The 20,715-nt window shown below is 72.5% G+C and carries 19 protein-coding genes; 13 read left to right on the forward strand and 6 right to left on the reverse strand.

The features are described from left to right. Positions 1-300: 300 nt before the first annotated feature. Together ACFP3V_RS30910 and ptsP are read left to right on the forward strand one after the other, a co-directional pair. Positions 301-750 carry a PTS sugar transporter subunit IIA gene (locus ACFP3V_RS30910; protein WP_380590855.1) on the forward strand — a complete coding sequence of 150 codons (450 nt, stop codon included), beginning with the start codon at positions 301-303 and terminating at the stop codon, positions 748-750. 50 nt (positions 751-800) lie between these two features. Next, the gene (gene ptsP, locus ACFP3V_RS30915) at positions 801-2,471 is read left to right on the forward strand and encodes a phosphoenolpyruvate--protein phosphotransferase (protein ID WP_380590858.1); all 1,671 of its coding nucleotides are present in this window, start codon (positions 801-803) and stop codon (positions 2,469-2,471) included. 167 nt (positions 2,472-2,638) lie between these two features. On the opposite strand, the gene ACFP3V_RS30920 is transcribed toward ptsP, so the two are convergent. Then, on the reverse strand, positions 2,639-3,586 hold the full coding sequence (locus ACFP3V_RS30920; RefSeq protein WP_380590861.1) for an EamA family transporter: 948 nt from the start codon (positions 3,584-3,586) through the stop codon (positions 2,639-2,641). Positions 3,587-3,731: 145 nt separating this feature from the next. Between ACFP3V_RS30920 and ACFP3V_RS30925 the strand changes: the two genes are divergently transcribed. Next, positions 3,732-4,520 carry a class I SAM-dependent methyltransferase gene (locus ACFP3V_RS30925; RefSeq protein ID WP_380590864.1) on the forward strand — a complete coding sequence of 263 codons (789 nt, stop codon included), beginning with the start codon at positions 3,732-3,734 and terminating at the stop codon, positions 4,518-4,520. Between the two features lie 71 nt (positions 4,521-4,591). Here the strand turns inward: ACFP3V_RS30925 and ACFP3V_RS30930 are convergent, their stop codons facing one another. Together ACFP3V_RS30930 and ACFP3V_RS30935 are read right to left on the reverse strand one after the other, a co-directional pair. Further along, complete coding sequence (locus tag ACFP3V_RS30930; RefSeq protein ID WP_380590867.1) at positions 4,592-6,571, reverse strand: acetoacetate--CoA ligase; 1,980 nt, start codon at positions 6,569-6,571, stop codon at positions 4,592-4,594. Positions 6,572-6,713: 142 nt separating this feature from the next. Further along, complete coding sequence (locus ACFP3V_RS30935; protein WP_380590870.1) at positions 6,714-7,259, reverse strand: TetR/AcrR family transcriptional regulator; 546 nt, start codon at positions 7,257-7,259, stop codon at positions 6,714-6,716. Positions 7,260-7,359: 100 nt separating this feature from the next. Between ACFP3V_RS30935 and ACFP3V_RS30940 the strand changes: the two genes are divergently transcribed. The 6 genes from ACFP3V_RS30940 (at position 7,360) to ACFP3V_RS30965 (ending at position 14,089) form a co-directional block, all read left to right on the forward strand. Next, positions 7,360-8,067, forward strand: coding sequence for an SDR family oxidoreductase (locus ACFP3V_RS30940; protein ID WP_380590873.1), 708 nt, complete (start codon positions 7,360-7,362; stop codon positions 8,065-8,067). 77 nt (positions 8,068-8,144) lie between these two features. After that, entirely contained in the window at positions 8,145-9,038 is an 894-nt protein-coding gene (gene mmuM / locus ACFP3V_RS30945; protein WP_380590876.1) for a homocysteine S-methyltransferase, read from the forward strand. 82 nt (positions 9,039-9,120) lie between these two features. Next, on the forward strand, positions 9,121-9,885 hold the full coding sequence (locus tag ACFP3V_RS30950; RefSeq protein WP_380590879.1) for an IclR family transcriptional regulator: 765 nt from the start codon (positions 9,121-9,123) through the stop codon (positions 9,883-9,885). Between the two features lie 191 nt (positions 9,886-10,076). Further along, a complete protein-coding gene (locus ACFP3V_RS30955) occupies positions 10,077-10,787 on the forward strand; it encodes an MIP/aquaporin family protein (protein WP_380590904.1) in 711 nt (236 codons plus the stop codon). Positions 10,788-10,867: 80 nt separating this feature from the next. Continuing rightward, positions 10,868-12,388, forward strand: coding sequence for a glycerol kinase GlpK (glpK, locus tag ACFP3V_RS30960; RefSeq protein ID WP_380590882.1), 1,521 nt, complete (start codon positions 10,868-10,870; stop codon positions 12,386-12,388). A 129-nt stretch (positions 12,389-12,517) separates the two neighbouring features. Further along, positions 12,518-14,089 carry a glycerol-3-phosphate dehydrogenase/oxidase gene (locus tag ACFP3V_RS30965; protein WP_380590885.1) on the forward strand — a complete coding sequence of 524 codons (1,572 nt, stop codon included), beginning with the start codon at positions 12,518-12,520 and terminating at the stop codon, positions 14,087-14,089. Between the two features lie 176 nt (positions 14,090-14,265). On the opposite strand, the gene ACFP3V_RS30970 is transcribed toward ACFP3V_RS30965, so the two are convergent. Both ACFP3V_RS30970 and ACFP3V_RS30975 read right to left on the reverse strand, forming a co-directional pair. Beyond that, positions 14,266-15,675 carry a GntT/GntP/DsdX family permease gene (locus tag ACFP3V_RS30970; protein ID WP_380590888.1) on the reverse strand — a complete coding sequence of 470 codons (1,410 nt, stop codon included), beginning with the start codon at positions 15,673-15,675 and terminating at the stop codon, positions 14,266-14,268. Next, positions 15,672-16,223 carry a gluconokinase gene (locus tag ACFP3V_RS30975; RefSeq protein WP_380590891.1) on the reverse strand — a complete coding sequence of 184 codons (552 nt, stop codon included), beginning with the start codon at positions 16,221-16,223 and terminating at the stop codon, positions 15,672-15,674. Before ACFP3V_RS30975 ends, ACFP3V_RS30970 begins: the two co-directional genes overlap by 4 nt. A gap of 138 nt (positions 16,224-16,361) precedes the next feature. Between ACFP3V_RS30975 and ACFP3V_RS30980 the strand changes: the two genes are divergently transcribed. From ACFP3V_RS30980 to ACFP3V_RS30995, 4 genes are all read left to right on the forward strand, one after another. Further along, the gene (locus ACFP3V_RS30980; protein ID WP_380590893.1) at positions 16,362-17,057 is read left to right on the forward strand and encodes a FadR/GntR family transcriptional regulator; all 696 of its coding nucleotides are present in this window, start codon (positions 16,362-16,364) and stop codon (positions 17,055-17,057) included. 81 nt (positions 17,058-17,138) lie between these two features. Continuing rightward, positions 17,139-17,381 (forward strand): hypothetical protein, encoded by a 243-nt coding sequence (locus tag ACFP3V_RS30985; protein WP_380590895.1) that lies wholly within the window; start codon positions 17,139-17,141, stop codon positions 17,379-17,381. Then, entirely contained in the window at positions 17,371-17,628 is a 258-nt protein-coding gene (locus ACFP3V_RS30990) for a type II toxin-antitoxin system RelE/ParE family toxin (RefSeq protein ID WP_380590898.1), read from the forward strand. The genes ACFP3V_RS30985 and ACFP3V_RS30990 overlap by 11 nt, the downstream gene beginning before the upstream one ends. Beyond that, positions 17,629-17,892: a hypothetical protein gene (locus tag ACFP3V_RS30995; protein WP_380590901.1), complete on the forward strand. Its 264-nt coding sequence runs from the start codon at positions 17,629-17,631 to the stop codon at positions 17,890-17,892. It begins immediately after the preceding gene. Between the two features lie 39 nt (positions 17,893-17,931). Here ACFP3V_RS30995 and ACFP3V_RS31000 read toward each other — a convergent pair. Further along, positions 17,932-20,715, reverse strand: a 2,784-nt coding sequence (locus ACFP3V_RS31000; RefSeq protein ID WP_465270119.1) for a coiled-coil domain-containing protein, incomplete at its 5' end; no start/stop codon positions are given.

Below are 20,715 nucleotides of genomic sequence, written 5' to 3' on the forward strand. Positions count from 1 at the left end.
CTTCGTTTCCCACTCTATCAGAGCTTTTCAGCTCCGATTCCCAGTGGAATTCCCCGACCGGCATGCCGATCCGCTGGGATCTCCGCCGGGCAGGACTCAGAAGCTACATCGCCGCCCCGCCGAGGGGCAAATCGGGCTCGCCCGTTCGGCGCACCCGGATGCCGTAGAGTCTGGACCTGCCAAGTGGTCTAGTCCACTTGCCGGTGTGGCCGAAGTGCCCGAAGTTGACATGATTTAGTGTGATCCGCGACGCAGCGGCGTCTCCGCCTGCGCGCACGACAACGCCTATGAGGAGGCTCCATGTCGTCCGTTTCGTCCCCGCTGGCCGGTCGCGCCATCGGACTCGCCGCCGTGCCGGATCCGGTCTTCGCGGGGGCCATGGTGGGTCCGGGCACTGCCATCGACCCGTTGCGGGAGCCGGGAGCGGCGGTCGCGCCGGTGGACGGCACCATCGTCTCGATGCACCCGCACGCCTTCGTCGTCATCGACGAAGAGGGCCACGGAGTACTGACGCACCTCGGCATTGACACCGTGCAGCTCAACGGCGAGGGTTTCGAACTGCTGGCGGCCAAGGGCGACACCGTCAAGCGCGGACAGCCGGTGGTTCGGTGGAACCCTGCGGCGGTCGAGGCTGCCGGCAAGTCGCCCATCTGCCCCGTGGTGGCGCTGGAGGCCGCGGCCGACGCTCTGTCGGACGTCCGCGAGGAGGGCGAGCTCGGTGCGGGCGATCCCCTCTTCACCTGGAAGTAGCAAGCGCCCAGGACCAGTAGTACGTAGGCACGTGAGCGGAGACCGGTGACATGACGAAGACGCTGCAGGGTGTGGGCGTGAGCCACGGCGTGGCGATCGGGCAGGTGCGGCACATGGGCACGGCGGTGCTGGAGCCGCCGACCACGCAGATCCCGACCGAGGACGCGCCGCGGGAACAGGCCCGTGCCAAGCAGGCCGTCGAGGCCGTGGCCGCGGACCTGCAGGCGCGGGGCAACCTCGCCGGCGGCGAGGCCCAGGCCGTGCTCGAGGCGCAGGCGCTGATGGCGCAGGACCCCGAGCTGATGGCGGACGTGGAGCGACGGATCGCGGTGGGCAGCTCCGCCGCGCGGGCCGTCTACGACGCCTTCGCCGCGTACCGGGCGCTGCTGGCCCAGGCGGGCGAGTACCTGGCGGGACGCGTCGCGGACCTGGACGACGTGCGGAACCGGATCGTGGCCCGTCTGCTCGGTGTGCCGATGCCCGGGGTGCCGGACAGCGACGAGCCCTATGTCTTGACCGCACGCGACCTCGCGCCCGCGGACACGGCCCTGCTCGACCCGACGCTGGTGCTCGGCTTCGTCACCGAGGAGGGCGGGCCGACGAGCCACAGTGCCATCCTGGCAAGGGCGTTGGGCGTACCGGCGATCGTGGCGCTGCCCGGTGCGCTGGACCTGCCGGAGGGCTTGGTCGTGGCGGTCGACGGCAGCACCGGCCAGGTGCTGGTCGAGCCGTCGGCCGAGCAGCAGGAGGAACTGCGGGCGCTGGCCGCCGAGCGGAAGGCGGCGCTGGCGGCGTCCACCGGGCCCGGTCAGACCTCGGACGGGCACATGGTCCCGCTGCTGGCCAACGTCGGTGGGCCGGGCGACCTGCCGGCCGCGCTGGAGGCGGGCGCGGAGGGCGTCGGCCTGTTCCGCACCGAGTTCCTGTTCCTGGACGACTCGAAGCAGGCTCCGGCCGAGGACGTGCAGGTCGAGGCCTATCGCAAGGTGCTGGAGGCCTTCCCGGAGGGCCGCGTCGTGGTGCGCGTGCTGGACGCGGGCGCGGACAAGCCGCTGGACTTCCTCACGCCCTCCGACGAGCCGAACCCCGCGCTCGGCGTGCGCGGGCTGCGGACGCTGCTGGAGCACCCCGAGGTGCTGCGGACCCAGCTGCGGGCGCTGGCCCGGGCGGCCGAGGGGCTGCCGGTCTACCTGGAGGTCATGGCCCCGATGGTGGCGGACCGTCAGGATGCCAAGGCCTTCGCCGACGCGTGCCGGGAGGCGGGGCTGCGGGCGAAGTTCGGCGCGATGGTGGAGATCCCCTCCGCGGCGCTGCGGGCCCGGTCGATCCTGGAGGAGGTGGAGTTCCTGTCGTTGGGCACCAACGACCTGGCGCAGTACACCTTCGCGGCGGACCGGCAGGTCGGGGCGGTGGCGCGGCTGCAGGATCCGTGGCAGCCGGCACTGCTCGACCTGGTCGCGCTGTCGGCCGAGGCGGCGCGGGCAACCGGCAAGAGCTGCGGTGTCTGCGGTGAAGCGGCCTCGGACCCGGTGCTCGCCTGTGTCCTCACGGGCCTGGGCGTGACCAGCCTGTCCATGGGTGCCGCTTCGATCCCCTACGTGCGGGCGCAGTTGGCGAAGGTGACGCTCGCGCAGTGCGAGCGCGCGGCCGCGGCGGCGCGGGCGACGGACTCGGCGGCGGAGGCGCGGGCCGCGGCGAGCCAGGTGCTGTCCGGGGAGTGACGTTCCGCCAGGTGTAGGGGCCTTCCACTGCGGGTGCGGCGGGAGGCCCCTTGCCCGTCCCGGGACGGGTCCGCCGGGCGGCGGCCGCCCGGAGGGCTTTTGCGGCAGAGGCCGCAGCGGTAGAGTCGCGCTGANGTCCCAGGGCCGCACGCGGCAACCGGGCGGCGCTAACGGCTGCGGCTCTCCGAGCCGACCACCACGCACACGCCGGCCACCACGATGGCGCCGCCGAGGGCGATGGGCCAGGTGACGGCCTCGGCGAGGAAGAGCCAACCGAGGAAGACGGCGACGACCGGGTTCACGTAGGCGTAGGTGGCGACGAGGGAGAGCGGGGCCTTCTGCAGCAGCCAGGCGAAGGCCGTGAAGGCGATGAGGGAGCCGAAGACGATCAGGTAGCCGAGGCCGAGCCAGGAGGCGGTGCTGATCGCGCCGACGTCGAGGCCGTGCTGCTCGCCCCGGATCAGGCCGAGGGCCAGGTCGCCGAGCCCGCCCGCCAGCATCTCGTAGGAGGAGGCGGTGAAGGGGTTGGCCGGCATGGGCAGGCGGCTCGATCCGAAGGAGCCGAGGGACCAGAGCAGGGCTCCGAAGAGCACCAGCAGCACGCCGCTGAGCTTCACCTGTCCGGATATGCCGGGGACGGTGAGCACGACGAGTCCGGCGAAGCCGAGCAGGACGCCGATGACGCTGCGGCCGGTGGGCCGGTCGCGGGTGATCAGGCGCAGCACGATCACCCACAGCGGCACCGAGGCGACCAGGAGCGCGGCGAGTCCGGAGGGGATGTGCGTCTCGGCCAGCACGACCAGGCCGTTGCCGCCGACCAGCAGGAGCAGGCCGACGAGGGCGGCGGAGCCCAGTTGCCGCGGGCTGACCCGCAGGGCGGACGGTCCGCTGCGCCAGGCGACGAGGCCGGCGAGGAGCACGCCGGCCACCAGGAAGCGGGCCGCCGCCGAGAGGAAGGGCGGCATGGTCTCCACGGCGTAGCGGATGGCCAGGTAGGTGGACCCCCAGACCACGTAGACGATGCCGAGGGCGAGCCAGATCAGGCTGCGGGAGGGTCCGCTGCTGCCGTCGTTCGTGATGGTGGCGGGGCGGGCGGCGGCCGTGCGCTCTGTCATTTCTGTCCCCTCGTCATGCTCCTGTACGGATCGTGGCGCAGAGAAGCCCGGGTGCGCCAGTCGGATTGCTTTCACGTCTCGCTATGCGAAACAGATCTTCTCGCTATTTGGATTGTGCTTAGGATTCCGTTGCAGGGAGGTCGACATGACACAGGATCAGGCTCGTTACACCCATGGCTTCCACGGTTCCGTGCTGCGCTCGCACACCTGGCGCACCGTGGAGAACTCGGCGGCGTACCTGCTGCCGGAGCTGAAGCCCGAGCACGAACTGCTGGACGTGGGCTGCGGCCCGGGCACGATCACCGCGGGTCTGGCCGAGCGCGTGGGCAGGGTCGTCGGCGTGGACAGCGCGGACGAGGTGCTGGAGCAGGCCCGCGCCGCGGCGCCCGGGGTCGCGTTCCAGGTGGCGGACGTGCATGAACTGCCGTTCCCTGACGACTCGTTCGACGTCGTGCACGCGCACCAGGTGCTGCAGCACGTGGCCGACCCGGTGCGGGCGCTGCGGGAGATGCGCCGGGTCTGCCGACCGGGTGGGATCGTCGCGGCCCGGGATTCGGACTACGCGGGCTTCACCTGGTTCCCCGTACTGCCCGAGCTGGAGGAGTGGAACGCGCTGTACCACCGCGTCGCGCGGGCCAACGGCGGCGCGCCCGACGCGGGGCGGGAGCTGCGGGCCTGGGCCCGGCAGGCGGGGTTCGCCGAGGTGCGCAGCTCGTCCTCGACGTGGTGCTTCGCCGACGACGAGGACCGCGCGTGGTGGGGCGGCATGTGGGCGGAGCGGATCGTGGCGTCAGGCATCGCGAAGCAGGCGGTCGCGGAGGGCTTCGCCACGGAGGAGGACCTGGGCCGGCTGTCCGAGGCCTGGCAGCGCTGGGCCGCGGACGCTGACGGCTGGTTCAGCGTCCTGCACGGGGAGATCGTCTGCCGGGCGTGAGCCGGGACGGCGCGAGGGTCCCCGCCGGACGGGCGGGGCCCTCGCGCCGTGTGCCGGGTCTCAGGCGGACCTCAGGCGCGTTCGCGGGCGAGCTGCTCGAAGGCGCTGAGGGCGGCGGGGTTGTCGATGGACCCGGGGTTGACCGCCTTCTCGACCGGTGTGCCGCCGAGGATGCGCTTGACCGGGACCTCGATGCGCTTCCCGGTCAGCGTGTGCGGCAGCGCGGCCACCGGGATCACCTCGTCGGGGACGTGACGGGGTGACAGTTCGGTCCGCAGGGAGGTCGCGATCTGCTTCTTCAGCTCGTCGTCGAGGACGGCGTCCTCCGCGAGTACCACGAAGAGCGGCATCCAGTAGCCGCCGTCCGGCTGCTCGAGGCCGATGACCAGTGACTCCCTGATCTGCGGCAGGCGCTCGACGACCTCGTAGATGTCGGACGAGCCCATCCGCACGCCCTGCCGGTTGAGCGTGGAGTCGGAGCGGCCGTGGATCACCACCGTGCCCCGGGAGGTGACGGTGATCCAGTCCCCGTGGCGCCAGACGCCGGGGAACATGTCGAAGTAGCTGTCGTGGTACCGGTGGCCCTCCGGGTCGTTCCAGAAGTACAGCGGCATGGACGGCATGGGCTTGGTGACGACGAGTTCGCCGACCTCGTCGGTCAGCGGCTTGCCGTCCGGGCTCCACGACTCGACGGCCACGCCGAGGCAGGGGGCCTGGATCTCGCCCAGGTACACCGGCAGCGTGGGCACGCCGCCGACGAAGCAGGCGCAGACGTCGGTGCCGCCGCTGACCGAGGCGAGCCAGACGTCCGGGCTGATCTCGTCGTAGATCCACTGGAAGCCGTCGGGCGGCAGCGGCGAGCCGGTGGTCCCGATCGCCCGCAGCCGGTGCAGGTCCAGGTCGCGGCCCGGGTGGACGTCGGCCTTCTTGCAGGCCATGACGTAGGCGGCGGAGGTGCCGAAGACGGTGACCTCGGCCTTGGCGGCCAGCTGCCACTGGGCGTCCGCGGCCGGATAGCCGGGGCTGCCGTCGTAGGTGACGATGCTCGCGCCCACGAGCAGGCCGGCCAGCAGGTAGTTCCACATCATCCAGCCGGTGGAGGTGTACCAGAAGAACCGGTCCTCCGGGCCGAGGTCGAGGTGGAGCCCGGCGCCCTTGAGGTGCTCCAGGACGATGCCGCCGTGGCCCTGCACGATGGCCTTGGGCAGGCCGGTGGTGCCCGAGGAGTAGAGCACCCACAGCGGGTGGTCGAAGGGCACGGGCTCGAAGGCGAGCGCGTGCTGACTGCTGGTCAGTTCGCTCCAGGCGAGGGTCGCTTCGGGCTGCTCGGTCCCCAGCACGGGGATGTGCACCACGTGCCGCAAGGTGGGCAGTTCGCGGCGCAGCTCCGCGACGACCTCGGCGCGGTCGTGCGTCCTGCCGCCGTAGCGGTAGCCGTCGACGGCGAACAGGACGGCGGGCTCGATCTGCTGGAAGCGGTCGAGCACGCTGCGGGCGCCGAAGTCCGGCGCGCAGCTGGTCCACACCGCGCCCACGGCGGCCGTGGCGAGCAGGGCGACCGCCGCCTGAGGGATGTTGGGGACGTATGCGGCGACGCGGTCGCCCGGACCGATCCCGAGGCGGCGCAACTCCCCTGCCAGGGAGGCGACCTGGGCGCGCAGCTCGCCCCAGGTGAGCACGGTGGGCTCGGGGCTGGCCTCGTCCAGGTGCAGGATCGCCGGGTCGGCGGCGCGGGCGGGGTCCCCGCCGTGGCGCAGGGCCTGCTCGGCGTAGTTGAGGGTGGCCCCGGGGAACCACTCGGCCCCGGGCATGGCGCTGCCGCCGAGCACCGCGGTGGGCGGGGTGGTGAAGCGGACGTCGAACCACTCGGTGACGGCCCGCCAGAAGTCCTCCAGGTGGTCCACGGACCACTGGTGCAGGGCAGCGTAGTCACCTTCGGGCGCGCCGTGGTGGGCGGCGGCCCAGTTCTGGAACCGGACCAGCCGGGTGTTCCCGGCTCGGTCGGGGTCGGGGCGCCACAGGGGAGTCGGTTCACTCGCGGCGCTGGTCATGGCATGCCTCCGGCACGTCGTCGGGTCGGGTCTCGCTGCCAGGAAGGAATCTGCCATGTGATCGCCGGAGACGCCAGGGCCGACCTGGTCACATCCGTTCGGCTCCGACCGGGCTGCCAGGCTGATCCGGTCCGACGCCCCGTCAGGAGCGCAGGGCGGCGGTGACGTCGAGGATCTCGCGGGTCAGCTGGTGCCCGACGGGCGCGTGCTCGTTCATCAGCCGGTACCACATCGCCCCGAACACCATGTCGACGACGGTGTCCACGGGGACGGTCCAGCCCTGCTGCCGCTCCAGCACCTCGTGGAGCAGGGCGCGGCGGCCCGCGATGTAGCGACGCATGTCTGCCCGGAGGGCCGGGTCGGCGAACGCGTCGGAGGTCAGGCCGAGGAGCACGTCCACGACTGGGCGCTTGGCGGCCAGGGTGAACGTGGCGTCGAGGAAGGTGCGCAGGTCGGCCACCGGGTCGCCGCTGGGCTCGGGCGCCCCGTGGGCGGCGCCGATCTCCCCCATCGCCTCCAGCAGAACCGCGCCGCGGGTGGGCCACCAGCGGTAGACCGTCTGCCGGCCCACGCCCGCGCGCTCGGCGATGCCCTTGATGGTCACGCCGGTGTAGCCGTGCTCGACGGCGAGTGCGAGGGCCGCGTCGAGGATGGCCCGGTGGGCCGCGTCACTGCGGGGTCTGCTCATGGCGGCACTTTACAAGGCACGGTGTCTCGATACAGAATCGAGGCACGGTGCCTCGAAAGGCATCGGCTGGTACGGCTTGTTGTGTGAGGGGTGTACAGACATGAGCGAGCGCGTGGTCATCGTCGGGGGGACTTCCGGGATCGGCCTGGCGACGGCGGAGCTGCTGCGCAAGCGGGGGTACGAGGTGGTGATCGGCGGCCGCAGCGAGGAGCGGCTGGCGACCGCCCGGGAACGCTGCGGCGCGGCCGGCGCCGCGGTGGACGCCACGGACGAGGAGTCGCTGCGGCGCTTCTTCGACGAGGTGGGGCCGTTCCACCACCTGGTCGTGGCGGTCACCGAACGCGGCGGGGTGACGTCCTTGGCGGACCTGACGGCGAGTGAGCTGCGCCGCCACACGGAGGGGAAGCTGCTGCCCCACCTGCTGGCCGCGCGGGAGTCGCTGGCCACGCTGGACGAGGCCGGGTCCATCACGCTGGTGGGCGCGGTGAGTTCACAGCTGTCCGGCACGGGTCTGGTGGCGCTCGGCTCGGTGAACGCGGCGGTGGAGACGGCCTCCCGCATCCTCGCGGCGGAGCTGGCCCCGCGCCGGGTCAACGCGGTCTCGCCCGGGGTCATCGACACGGAGTGGTGGAGCTGGATCCCCGAGGAGGCCCGCGCCGAGGCCGTCCACGGCGCGGCGGCGGGCACGCCGGTCGGCCGCCCCGGCCGCCCGGAGGAGGTCGCGGACGCGATCGCCTTCCTGATCGGCAACGGCTTCACCACGGGCGTCGTCCTCCCCATCGACGGCGGCGCCCGCCTGCGCAGCTGACCTCAGCCCCGCGCCCCTGACGGGGCCTTCGGCCCCTCACGGGGGGCGGGGGCGCAGGTCACCGGTACAGTGCGGGCATGGTGGATGGCTTTGCGGCAGCGCTGCGGCAGCGCGGGAACGCGCTCCTGCTGGACGGCGGCATGTCGAACCAGCTGGAGTCACAGGGGAACGACCTCACCGACGCGCTCTGGTCGGCCCGCCTCCTCGCCGACGACCCGGACCAGATCCTCCGCACCCACGCCGCCTACGCCGCCGCAGGCGCGGACGTGGCGATCACCGCCAGCTACCAGGCGAGCTTCCAGGGCTTCGAGAAGGCGGGCATCGACCGGGCCGCCGCCGAGGCCCTGCTCCGCCGTTCCGTCGTGCTGGCGCGCGACGCGGGCAGCCGCTTCGTCGCCGCGAGCATCGGCCCCTACGGGGCCGTGCTCGCCGACGGCAGCGAGTACCGGGGCCGCTACGGCCTCACCAAACGGGAGTTGACGGACTTTCACCGCCCCCGCGCCGAGGTCCTGGCCTCCGCCGGGCCGGACGTGCTGGCCATCGAGACCGTCCCCGACGCCGACGAGGCCGAGGCGGTGCTCGACGCTGTCGCCGGGCTCGGCGTCCCGGTCTGGCTCTCCTACAGCACGGCGAACGGCCGGACCCGGGCCGGGCAGCCGCTCGCGGAGGCGTTCGCGCTCGCCCGCGGCAACGACCAGGTGCTCGCCGTCGGCGTCAACTGCCTTGCGCCGGAAGAGGCGACGGACGCCGTCGCGCTCGCCGCCGAGGTGACCGGGAAGCCGGTCGTGGTGTACCCGAACAGCGGCGAGGGCTGGGATGCTGAGGCCCGTTCCTGGACCGGGCCGGCCACCTTCGACGCCGCACGCGTGGGCGCCTGGGTGGCGGCGGGCGCCCGGCTCGTCGGCGGGTGCTGCCGTGTCGGGCCGGACCAGATCCGGGAGTTGGCCCTCGTCCTGCGGACGGCGAGCTGAGTGGAGTGCGCACCGGCGACGGTGGCACACTCTGACTAGTCCCTCGGTCGACATTGTCGACCGCCAGTCGTGGAGGTAGCGCATGCCCGGCCCGATCCAGTCGCTCGAACGTGCGGCCGCGATCCTGCGGCTGCTCGCGGGCGGCGAGCGGCGGCTCGGGCTGTCCGACGTCGCCGCCGCGCTCGGACTGGCCAAGGGGACCGCCCACGGCATCCTGCGCACGCTGCAGCAGGAGGGCTTCGTCGAGCAGGACCCCGACAGCGGCAAGTACCAGCTCGGCGCCGAGCTGCTCCGGCTCGGCCAGAGCTACCTCGACGTCCACGAGCTGCGCGCCCGGGCGCTGGTGTGGGCGGACGACCTGGCCCGGGCCAGCAATGAGACGGTCTACCTCGGAGTCCTGCACCAGCACGGCGTGCTGATCGTCCATCACGTCTTCCGGCCCGACGACACGCGCCAGGTGCTCGAGGTCGGCAGCATGCAGCCGCTTCACTCCACCGCACTCGGCAAGGTGCTGCTGGCCCACGACCCGGTGGCCCGGGCCGAGTTGGACGAGCAGGAGCGCGAGGCCTTCACCTCCCGCACGCTCACCGACCTGCTCGACATCGACGAGGAGGCGGCGCTCACCCGCGAACGCGGCTGGGCCGCCTCCGTCGAGGAGACCTGGCCGGGCGTGGCCTCGGTGGCCGCGCTGATCAAGGACCGGCGGCGCAACCCCGTCGGCGCGGTGGCCGTCAACGGCCCCGTGGAGCGGCTGTGCGAGGCCGGCACGGTCCGGCCCGAGCTCGTGGTCCAGGTGCGCGAGGCGGCCCGGTCCATCTCCCGCGACCTGGGCGCACCGCGCTTCTGACCCCTCGGCGCCGGGGCGGTGCAGCCCCTCGGCTCGCCGTATCTGGGTGATTTATCAGCATGTGTCGGACTTCCGAAATCACAGGAGCGCAGCCTTGACGTGCGGCCTTGCGCCGGGTCAGACTCTCGCACGACGGTCGACATTGTCGAACGATGGACGTCTCTTCCCTCACCACCCCTCCGGGAGTCCTTGTGTCCAACGGCCACATCTTTGTCGGGGAGCTGATCGGCACCGCGCTGCTGATCCTCCTCGGCGGCGGCGTCTGCGCCGCGGTGACCCTGAAGCGCTCCAAGGCGCTGAACGCCGGCTGGGTCGCCATCACCTTCGGCTGGGGCTTCGCGGTCCTGGTCGCGGCCTACACCTCCAGCTCGCTCTCCGGTGCCCATCTCAACCCCGCGGTCACCCTGTCCATCGCGGTGAAGTCGGGCGACTGGAGCCATGTACCGGTCTACTTTGCCGGGCAGATCCTCGGCGCCATGCTCGGCGCGGTGCTGGTCTGGCTGACCTACCTCGGGCAGTTCCAGGAGAACGACGAGCCCACCCTCGGCATCTTCGCCACCGGCCCGGAGATCCGGAACCCGGTGCAGAACCTGATCACCGAGATCATCGCCACCGTGGTGCTCTGCCTGCTGATCCTCACCCAGGGCCTCAACAAGGAGCTCGGCCTGTCCGGCATGGGCATCCTGATCACCAGCTTCACCGTCGTCGGCATCGGCCTCTCGCTGGGCGGCCCGACCGGCTACGCGATCAACCCGGTGCGCGACCTCGGTCCGCGCATCGTCCACTCCCTGCTGCCGATCCCGAAGAAGGGCACCTCGGACTGGGGCTACGCCTGGATTCCCGTGGTGGGTCCGGCGATCGGGGGACTGCTCGCGGGCGCCCTCTTCAACGCGGCCTTCTGAGTCTGCGTTACTTGAGCCTGCACCACCTGAGCCGCGTTACCTGAGCCGACATCAACTCACCTGACGTCAATGAGGACTTCATGACCAGCACTGGGCAGTACATCGCCGCCATCGACCAGGGCACGACCTCGAGCCGCTGCATCATCTTCGGCGCGGACGGCCGGATCGTCGCCGTCGACCAGCAGGAGCACAGCCAGATCTTCCCGCAGCCGGGCTGGGTGGAGCACGACGCCACGGAGATCTGGACCCGCGTCCAGTCGGTCATCGCCGGAGCGCTGGCCAAGGCCGGACTGAGCCGCACCGACATCCGCGCCATCGGCATCACCAACCAGCGCGAGACCACGGTCCTGTGGGACCGGCACACCGGGCAGCCGGTGCACAACGCCCTGGTGTGGCAGGACACCCGCACCGAGGAGCTGTGCAAGGAACTGGGCCGCAACGTGGGCCAGGACCGGTTCCGCCGCGAGACCGGGCTGCCGCTCGCCTCCTACTTCGCGGGGCCGAAGATCCGCTGGCTGCTCGACAACGTCGAGGGCCTGCGCGAGCGGGCCGAGGCCGGGGACATCCTCTTCGGCACCATGGACACCTGGGTCATCTGGAACCTGACCGGCGGCGTCAACGGCGGCAGGCACGTCACCGACGTCACCAACGCCTCGCGCACCATGCTGATGAACCTGCACACGCTGGAGTGGGACGAGAAGATCGCCGAGTCCATGGAGGTGCCGCTCTCGGTCCTCCCGGAGATCCGCTCCTCCGCCGAGGTCTACGGCACCGCCGTCGGCGTGCTGGAGGGCGTGCCGGTCGCCTCGGCGCTGGGCGACCAGCAGGCGGCGCTGTTCGGCCAGACCTGCTTCGACGAGGGCGAGGCCAAGTCCACCTACGGCACCGGCACCTTCCTGCTGCTCAACACCGGTGAGCGGGTGGTCAACTCCTACCACGGCCTGCTCACCACGGTCGGCTACCGGATCGGCGACCAGCAGCCCGTCTACGCCCTGGAGGGCTCCATCGCCGTCACCGGTTCGCTGGTGCAGTGGCTGCGCGACCAGCTCGGCATCATCTCCACCGCGGCCGAGATCGAGACCCTCGCCTCCACCGTCGAGGACAACGGCGGCGCCTACATCGTCCCCGCCTTCTCCGGCCTGTTCGCCCCCTACTGGCGCTCCGACGCCCGCGGCGTGATCACCGGCCTGACCCGCTATGTGACGAAGGGTCACCTGGCCCGCGCCGTGCTGGAGGCCACCGCCTGGCAGACCCGCGAGGTCGTCGACGCGATGGAGAAGGACTCCGGCGTCACGCTCACCGCGCTCAAGGTGGACGGCGGCATGACCAGCAACAACCTCCTCATGCAGAACATCGCCGACGTGCTCGACGTCCCCGTCGAGCGCCCCTACGTGGCCGAGACCACCGCCCTGGGCGCCGCCTACGCGGCCGGCCTGGCGGTCGGCTTCTGGCCCGACCTCGACACGCTGCGCGCCAACTGGCACCGCGCCGCCGAGTGGACCCCGCGCATGGACGAGGCCACCCGCGACCGCGAGTACCGCAACTGGCTCAAGGCGGTCGAGCGCACCATGGGCTGGATCGACGAGGACGACAGGTCCTGAGCTGACCCGCCTTCAGCGAGCCTGCAGCGGGCGGGGGTTGCATCGAATCCCGTTGCATCGTCCCGTTGCCCCGATTCCCGGACCCCCGCCCGCCGCACTGATTCCCACTCTCTGACGAGGAACCAAGAGATGAACACCATCCCGACCCTGGGTGCCAACCACACGATGAGCCGCGCCCAGTCGCGCGAGCTGCTCAGCTCCGCCACCTACGACCTGCTGGTGATCGGCGGCGGCATCCTGGGCACGGCGGTGGCCTGGACCGCGGCCCAGTCCGGCCTGCGCGTCGCCATGGTGGACGGCGGCGACTTCGCCGGCGCCACCTCCAGCGCCTCGTCCAAGCTCGTCCACGGCGGCCTGCGCTACCTGCAGACCGGCGCGGTGAAGCTGGTCGCGGAGAACCACAAGGAGCGGCGGGCCCTGGCCACCGACGTCGCCCCGCACCTGGTGAACCCGCTCACCTTCTTCGTGCCGGTCTACAAGGGCGGCCCGCACTCCGCCCCGAAGCTGGGCGCGGGCGTCTTCCTGTACTCGGCGCTGTCCGCGTTCCGCGACGGCATGGGGCGCGTCTCCACGGCCGCGCACGCGGCGCAGCAGGTGCCCGCGCTGCGGACCGAGGGGCTGCGCTCGGTGGCCGTCTATGGCGACCATCAGATGAACGACTCGCGCGTGGCCGTGATGACCGTGCGCGCGGCGGTGGACTCGGGGGCGGTGGTGCTCAACCACGCCGAGGTGACCGGGCTCCGGTTCACCGGCGGCCGGGTGACCGGCGCGGAGGTCCGCGACCGGCTGGACGGGACCGAGTTCGGGGTGGACGCACGGCTGGTGCTCAACGCCACCGGCCCGTGGGTGGACCACCTGCGGAAGATGGAGGACTCGGGCGCCTCCCCGAGCATCCGGCTGTCGAAGGGCGCCCATGTGGTCGTCAAGCGGCGCTCGCCCTGGCGGGCGGCGCTGACCATCCCGATCGACAAGTACCGTGTCTCGTTCGCGATTCCGTGGGAGGACCACGTCCTGCTCGGCACGACGGACGAGGAGTACACCGGCGACCCGGCGGACGTGCGCCCGACGGAGGCGGACCTCGACCAGATCCTGGGCGAGGCCGGGCACGCCATCCGCGACGAGCACCTGGACCGCTCGCTGATCACCTACTCCTTCGCCGGCCTGCGGGTGCTGCCCGGCGGCCCCGGCGACACGGCCGCCGCGAAGCGGGAGACCGTGGTGACCGAGGGCCGCGGCGGCATGCTGTCGGTCGCGGGCGGCAAGTGGACGACGTACCGCCACATCGGACGGGTCGTCATGGAGAAGCTGGCCCACGTCCCGGGCGTCGGCCTGGCCGACGACATGGCGGAGATCCCCCGCACCGTGCCACTGCCGGGCGTCGCCAGCCCGAACGCCGTGGCCCACCGCCTGCTGGTTGACCGCGAGCCCGGAGCCCGGATGGACCCGCTGGTGGCCCGTCACCTGGCCACACACTACGGGACGCTGTCCTTCGAGATCGCCCAACTGATTGCGGAGAACCCGCAGTTGGGCAACCCCATCCACCCCGACGGCCCGGACATCTGGGCCCAGGTGGCCTACGCGGCCAAGCACGAGTGGGCCTACACGGCGGACGACGTCCTGCGCCGCAGGACGACGATGACGGTCCGCGGCCTGGACACCCCGGAGGTCCGCGCGGAGGTCGAGGCCTTCCTCAAGGGGTAGTTGCACCCTCCAGGGGCGCTGCGGGTACCCCGCCCGAAGGGTGGGGGAGGAACTGCGCGAGAAACCCACCACCCGGGGAGGTCCGTCCCGCAGATGGGGTCGGACCTCCGTGGGTGGTGGGTTTCTCGCGCAGTTCCTCGCACCCCAGGAGGCTGCGCCTCCGGCGGGGGTTGCAACTACAGGAGGAGGCCGAGGGGCAGGATGATGACGATGGCGGTCACCGAGATGACGGTCTCCATCATCGACCAGGACTTGACGGTCTGACCGACCGTCATCCCGAAGTACTCCTTCACCAGCCAGAAACCCGCGTCGTTGACGTGCGAGAAGAACAGCGACCCGGCGCCGACCGCCAGCACCAGCAGCGCGGCGTGGGTGGTGGACATGCCTGCCGCGAGGGGGCTGACGATGCCCGCGGCCGTGACCGTGGCGACCGTGGCCGAGCCCGTCGCGAGGCGGATCAGGACGGCGATCAGCCAGCCCAGCAGCAGTGCGGAGATGTGCAGCTTGGCCGCGCCCGAGCTGATGGCGTCGCCGACACCGACGTCCACGAGGGTCTGCTTGAAGCCGCCGCCCGCGCCCACGATGAAGACGATGCCCGCGATCGGGGCCAGCGCCGAACCGATGGTCGCCGAGATCCGGTCCTTCGTGAAGCCGGCCGCGCGGCCCAGCGTGAACATCGCGACGAGGACCGAGATCAGCAGGGCCAGCAGCGGCGAGCCGACGAAGTCGAAGATGCGCTGACCGGTGTTGGCCGGGTTGTCGACGACCACGTCGAACAGGGCCTTGACCAGCATCAGCACCACCGGCAGCAGGATCGTCGCGAGCACCGCGCCGAAGCGGGGCACGGGCTGGTCGACGTCACTGCGCTGCTCGGGCAGCGTGGCCTCCGGGACCGCCAGCGGGCCGACCCAGCGCTCGGCGACACGGGCGAACAGGGGGCCCGCGATGATCAGCGTGGGGACGGCGACCAGCAGGCCGAGCGCCAGCGTCGTGCCGAGGTCGGCGTGCAGGGCGTCGATGGCGACGAGCGGGCCGGGGTGCGGGGGGACCAGGCCGTGCAGGACGGACAGGCCGGCCAGGGCGGGGATGCCGACGCGCAGCAGCGGCAGGTTTCCGCGGCGGGCGACCAGCAGCACGATCGGGATCAGCAGCACGACGCCGATCTCGAAGAACAGCGGCAGGCCGAGCAGCGCGGCGATCAGGGCCATGGCCCAGGGCAGCTTCCGGCCCTGCGCCTTGGCCAGCACCGTGTCCGCGACGACGTTGGCGCCGCCGGAGTCCGCCAACAGCTTGCCGAGCATCGCACCGAGGCCGATGAGCAGGCCGACGCTGGTGACCGTGGCGCCGAAGCCGGTGGCGAAACTCGTGGTCAGCTTGTCGAACGGGACGCCTGCCACCGCGGCGAGCACGATCGAGCCGAGGGTCAGCGCGAGGAACGGGTGCACCCTCAGCTTGGTGATCAGTCCGACGATGGCGGCGATCCCGAGCAGGGCGGCGATCAGCAGCTGGGTGTTGCTGCCGCTGTGCGCCAGGGCAGGCGCGGAGCTGGTCGAACTGCCGGCTGCCAGCAGGAGGTTGGGGGTCATGCGAGGTCTCCGTTGACGGGTCGCAGAAGGGCCGCGGCCTTGGCCGCGAGGGTCTGGGGGTCGGCGTCGACGTCCAGCACGGCGCCGTTCTCGTCCGCCTGCAGCGGCTCGAGGATGGCGAGCTGGGAGTCGAGCATGTGGGTTTTCATGAAGTGGCCGCTGCGGTGCGCGAGCCGGTCCTCGACCAGCTCGCGCGAGCCGGTCAGGTGCAGGAAGAACGCGTCGGGGCAGTAGGCGCGGAGGGTGTCGCGGTAGCTGCGCTTGAGCGCGGAGCAGGTGACGACGGCTCCGTTCCCGGCGGTCGCCTGGGCGCCGAGCCAGGTCCCGATGGCCCGCAGCCACGGATCGCGGTCGGCGTCGTCGAGAGGGATCCCGGCGGCCATCTTGTCGATGTTGGCCTGCGGGTGGAAGTCGTCCGCCTCGCCGTAGGGCAGGCCCAGTTCGGCGGCGAGGGCCTGGGCGACGGTGGTCTTGCCCACGCCCGCGACTCCCATCACCACGATCGCCGGATTGGCGCTCGTGGACCGGTTCTCGACGTTGAGACCCATCTGTGTGGCTCCGTTCTTCAGTGACGCAGGCCCAACTATCAGCCAAACGTATGACTTATTCAAGGGGCTGTGACCTAAAAGTCATATCTAAGCGAGCCTATTCCTCTGAGCTGCGGGTACCCCCTCTAACCTGGACGGATGGACAACCACGGGCTGCCGGGGCAGCTGCTGAGCGACCTCGGACCGGCCATCGCGGGCGGCGAGATCCCTCCCGGCACCGTCCTCCGCGCCGAGGACCTGGAGTCCCGCTACGGCGTCTCGCGCACCGTGGTCCGCGAGGCGGTGCGGATGCTGGAGTCCATGCGGATGGTGGAGGCCCGGCGCCGGGTCGGCATCACCGTCCGGCCGAAGTCCGGCTGGGACGTCTTCAACCCGACGGTGATCCGCTGGCGCCTCGCAGGATCCGACCGGGCCGCGCAGCTCCGGTCGCTCGGCTCGCTCCGCGTCGCCGTCGAACCCGCCGCCGCGGCCCTGGCGGCCCGTCATGCCACTGACGAGCAGCGGCGGTTGACGAGTGTGCTGGCCGGCGAGATGACCGTCTCGGGGCGCGCCGGGGACCTGCAGACCTTCCTGCGCCACGACGCGGACTTCCATGCGGTGATCCTGGAGGCGAGCGGCAACGAGATGTTCGCGCACCTGCGCGAGACCGTGGAAGCCGTGCTGCGCGGGCGCACCGAGCACCAGTTGATGCCCCATCACCCCCGTGAGTACGCGGTGCAGTTGCACCGCGAGGTCGCCGAGGCGATCTGGGCGGGGGACGCCGACCGTGCCGAACAGGCCATGCGGGCCATCGTGGTGGGGGCTCTCGAAGAGCTCGCGGTCGATCTGGACTGACCCGGCCCGGAACCGGGGAGTCAGTTCTAGCGTGGAGAGCCACGGACCACGACGCAGGGGGAAGACGCAGGGGGAACTGTCATGTCTCATTCGATCGGTGAGCAGCCGGCGCCCGAGGACGCCGACGCCCTGCGCGCCTGGGCGGCGGACGAGCGGGCCCGCGCGGACAGCCTGGCCGACGCCCTGGAGCAGATCGCCGCCAACGGGCTGCCCGAGCCGGCCGAGTGCGTTCCCTGGGAGGAGATACGGGAGTTGGCGCTCCAGCGGCTCGACCTCGGCGCGGGTGGCGGCGACGGTCTGCGGGAGGGGCCGCGTGTCCCGTAGCAGGCGTCGCCGGACCCAGGTCCGGTTCACCGAGGGCGCCCGCAAGCAGGTCGACGCGTTCACCGACGCCACCGAGGTCCGGCGTCTGGACCGCGCCCTGGCGGCGCTGGCCAACAACCCCGACCTGGGCCGGCCCACCCGCTTCCCACTGATCCGTGACTACCGCGACGAGACGGAGGGTGTGCGCGTGATCTACTCGGTGACCCTGCTGCGCACGGCCATCGTCGTGGCGTATGTGGAGGCGTAGATGGCGCAGGTGACGCAGGAGTCCCGCAGGGCGCAGGTGCGCTTCGCGCTCTCGCTCGGGGTGACGGCCACGCTGCTGGTCTTCACGCTGTTCGGCGCCGCCGGGCACGCCCGGTACACGCCCGCCGCGCTCGGCTTCACCGGGCTGGGGGTGTTCGTCTCGACGTGGTTCCTGCTGGACGTCTGGATCACCGCCCGAGCGTCCCGCGAACGGGAACAGGGCTCGGGCGGCGTCACCCCGATGACCGGCGCGAGGCGCCGCTGACCGCCCCTGCCGGGGCGGCAGCAGCCGCGGGGCGGAAGCTCAGGACGGGCGGCGGAAGAGCCTGGTGGAGGTGACCGCGCCGTGGATGTCGGCCTCCTCCTCGTCGGGGCGGGGCAGGCCGGGGCGGAGGTGTTCCTCGACGGAGATGAACTTCTGGCCCATCCTCAGGTCCGCGTCGTTCCGCAGGCGGATGATCAGCGGGAACTCCGCCAGCGCCGTCGTGTCGAACAGCCCTGTCGTATAGAGGAGTTGGACGCCGAGGGCGTCCGCCACCGCCCGCTGCAGCTCCAGCAGGTAGGTGGCGTTGGCGCGGCCGATCGGGTTGTCCAGGAACAGCGTGCCGGCGTGCCGGAGCTTGGCCTGGCCCCGGTCGTTGGCGCGCAGCGCCGCCATCGTGCAGTACAGGGCGATCGCCGCGGTGAGCAGCTGGCCGCCGGAGAACACGTCGGACATCTGGCTGACCGACACCCGCTCCGCGCGCAGCACCGCGTCCGGCTTGAGGATCTCCACCGCGACACCCTTGGGCTCCAGCGCCGCGTGCACGCCGCGCAGCAGCAGCGACATGCCGTCGCGGCGGTTCCAGTCGACCTGGGCGGTCCCGGTGCGCCTGACCGCGGCCCGCGTCGCCTCGTCGATGACCTCGCCCAGGCGCTCCGTCAGGACCGCCTGGTCCGGCTCGTCGAAGCGGATGCGCAGGAACTCCTGGCCCGACCACTCTCCCAGCCCCTCCGGGAGCTGCGAAAGCCGCTGCGCGGCGCGCAGTGTGGCCAGGGAGGACTCGACCAGGCCGCGGAGCCGGTCGACGATGCTGTCGCGGTTGCGCTCCAGCTGGTCCAACTCGTCGCTCAGCACCCGCAGTCGAGGGGCGAAGGCTGCCGCCCACGCCGCCGCGTGCTCGTGCAGCACGGCGGCCGGCAGCTCGCGGATCTGCTGGCGGGCGGGGGTGCGCACGGCTTCGAAGCGGGTGGAGTTGGCGTGCCGGACCAGCGCGTCGCTCGCGTCCCGCACCGCCAGGTCGGCGGCCGAAAGCTCGGCGCTCGCGCCCCGCAGGGAGCGGCGCGCGTCGGCGGCGGCGTGCCGCGCCTCCGGGAGCGTGCCGGCATAGGCCGCGGCCTCCTCCGGCTGCTCCTCCGACTCCCGCAGGCCGTCCCGGAGTTGGGCGGCCGTCTCGTCGAACTCGGCGGCGGCGTGCTGGGTCGCGTCGAAAGCGCGGACCAGCTCCGCGTGCGCGGCCCGGGCGGCAGCCAGGGCCTCGGTGCGGGTGGCCAGTTCGGAGGCGGCGGTGCGCAGCAGCGCGAGCGCGTGCTCGGTGTCGCGCGGCACCAGCTCCTCGGGCAACTCGGTGTGCGCGTCGCCCTCGACCGGGGCGGACCGCTCGGCCTCGCCGCGCAGCCGGCCGAGGTGCTCACTGGCGGCGGCGGAGCGGGCCTCGATGGTCTGCACGAGATCCTCCGCACGGGCCGCCCCCGCCTGGCGGCCGGGCCCGTCGGCGCCGTCGGGGCTGTTCAGCAGCTCCTCGGCGCGGGTGCGGACCTTGTTGGTGAGCCGGTCGAGCTCGGCCCGCGCCGCCGACTCGTCGCTCTCCGCACGCGCCTGCTCGGCGCGCAGGTCGGCGCCGACGCCGACCTTCTCGTACAGCTGCGCGGCCACCCGGTGCGCCTCGCGCAGCGCGGGCAGCGAGGCGGGGGCCGCGTCGCCGGCGGCCAGGTCCTCCGGCAGGTCGCTGCTGGGGAGTTCGGCGCGCTCGGCGCGGAGCGCGCGCACCGTGCGGCGGGCGTCGTCGGCCGCGCGCTGCGCGGCCCGGCGGTCCTCCTCGGCGTTGCGGGCGCGCTCGGTGCACAGCTCCTGGCGGTGCTCGGCCTCGGCCGCCTCGTCGGCCAGGGCCCGGACGCGGGCGGTCCAGGCGGCGCGTTCGCGCAGCCGGTGGGCCAGGCCTGACAGGGCGTCAGCCCGACGGCGGGCGCGCTGGGCGGCCTCCAGCCGGTCCTCGCGGACGCGGGCGGCCTCGGCGCGCTCCTGCTCCGCCTCCGTGTGCTCGGCGCGGGCGGCGGTGCGCTCGGCGAGCGCGGCCTCGAGCGCGGTGCGGGCCGCCTCGACGTCGGCGGCCAGCTCGGCCAGCCTGCCCGCCGGGCAGGCGGCGCGGAAGGCCGTGAGCCGACCGCTGAGCAGGCGGTCCGCGCCCAGGCGGGCGGCGAGTTCGCGGATCTGCTCGTCCCGGGCGGCGGCGCGGTCGCGCAGCTGGCGGCGCTCGTCGTCGGCGGCGGACTCGTCGTGCATGGCCGGGTTCGGCGGAACCAGGAAGACGCCGCTGTGGTCCGGCTCGGCGGTGATCGGCGCGAGCAGGGTGGCCGCGGTGCCGACGGCGACGGCCGACCGGGGCAGCAGCGACGCCGCGGCCAGGATCTCCCGGGCCCGGCCGAGTCCGTCCGGATCGGTGACGATGACGCCGTCGACCAGTTGCGGACGGGCCGTCAGAATCCGCTCGTGGTCCACCGGATCGACCGACTGGGCCAGGTAGCGCCAGCCGGGCAGCGCCGGGACGCCGTGCTCGCCCAGGTACTCGACCGTGGCCAGCACGTCCGGGCCGGGCGGCAGCAGGCCGCCGTCCCCGAGGGCGGCGAGGATGCGCGCGTCGTCGGCGGCCGCGGTGCGCAGGTCGAACAGGGTGCGCTCGGCGGTGGTCACGGCGTCGTCGAGGCGGGCGCTCAGGTCGTCGGCGGCGGCGTCCAGTTGTTCCGGTGTCAGGGCGTCCGGCTCGACGCCGAGGAGCCCGGTGATCCGCGCGTCGGCGGCGATCTGGGCCAGCGCGTGGCGCACGGCGGC

Source organism: Streptacidiphilus monticola, assembly GCF_042658505.1.
GTDB classification, from domain to species: Bacteria; Actinomycetota; Actinomycetes; order Streptomycetales; family Streptomycetaceae; genus Streptacidiphilus; species Streptacidiphilus monticola.

Bases quoted from the DNA above. Each gene is read 5' to 3' on its own strand.
- ACFP3V_RS30910 (WP_380590855.1), top strand. From the start codon at position 301: ATGTCGTCCGTTTCGTCCCCGCTGGCCGGTCGCGCCATCGGACTCGCC.
- ptsP (WP_380590858.1), top strand. From the start codon at position 801: ATGACGAAGACGCTGCAGGGTGTGGGCGTGAGCCACGGCGTGGCGATC.
- ACFP3V_RS30920 (WP_380590861.1), bottom strand. From the start codon at position 3,586: ATGACAGAGCGCACGGCCGCCGCCCGCCCCGCCACCATCACGAACGAC.
- ACFP3V_RS30925 (WP_380590864.1), top strand. From the start codon at position 3,732: ATGACACAGGATCAGGCTCGTTACACCCATGGCTTCCACGGTTCCGTG.
- ACFP3V_RS30930 (WP_380590867.1), bottom strand. From the start codon at position 6,571: ATGACCAGCGCCGCGAGTGAACCGACTCCCCTGTGGCGCCCCGACCCC.
- ACFP3V_RS30935 (WP_380590870.1), bottom strand. From the start codon at position 7,259: ATGAGCAGACCCCGCAGTGACGCGGCCCACCGGGCCATCCTCGACGCG.
- ACFP3V_RS30940 (WP_380590873.1), top strand. From the start codon at position 7,360: ATGAGCGAGCGCGTGGTCATCGTCGGGGGGACTTCCGGGATCGGCCTG.
- mmuM (WP_380590876.1), top strand. From the start codon at position 8,145: ATGGTGGATGGCTTTGCGGCAGCGCTGCGGCAGCGCGGGAACGCGCTC.
- ACFP3V_RS30950 (WP_380590879.1), top strand. From the start codon at position 9,121: ATGCCCGGCCCGATCCAGTCGCTCGAACGTGCGGCCGCGATCCTGCGG.
- glpK (WP_380590882.1), top strand. From the start codon at position 10,868: ATGACCAGCACTGGGCAGTACATCGCCGCCATCGACCAGGGCACGACC.
- ACFP3V_RS30965 (WP_380590885.1), top strand. From the start codon at position 12,518: ATGAACACCATCCCGACCCTGGGTGCCAACCACACGATGAGCCGCGCC.
- ACFP3V_RS30970 (WP_380590888.1), bottom strand. From the start codon at position 15,675: ATGACCCCCAACCTCCTGCTGGCAGCCGGCAGTTCGACCAGCTCCGCG.
- ACFP3V_RS30975 (WP_380590891.1), bottom strand. From the start codon at position 16,223: ATGGGTCTCAACGTCGAGAACCGGTCCACGAGCGCCAATCCGGCGATC.
- ACFP3V_RS30980 (WP_380590893.1), top strand. From the start codon at position 16,362: ATGGACAACCACGGGCTGCCGGGGCAGCTGCTGAGCGACCTCGGACCG.
- ACFP3V_RS30985 (WP_380590895.1), top strand. From the start codon at position 17,139: ATGTCTCATTCGATCGGTGAGCAGCCGGCGCCCGAGGACGCCGACGCC.
- ACFP3V_RS30995 (WP_380590901.1), top strand. From the start codon at position 17,629: ATGGCGCAGGTGACGCAGGAGTCCCGCAGGGCGCAGGTGCGCTTCGCG.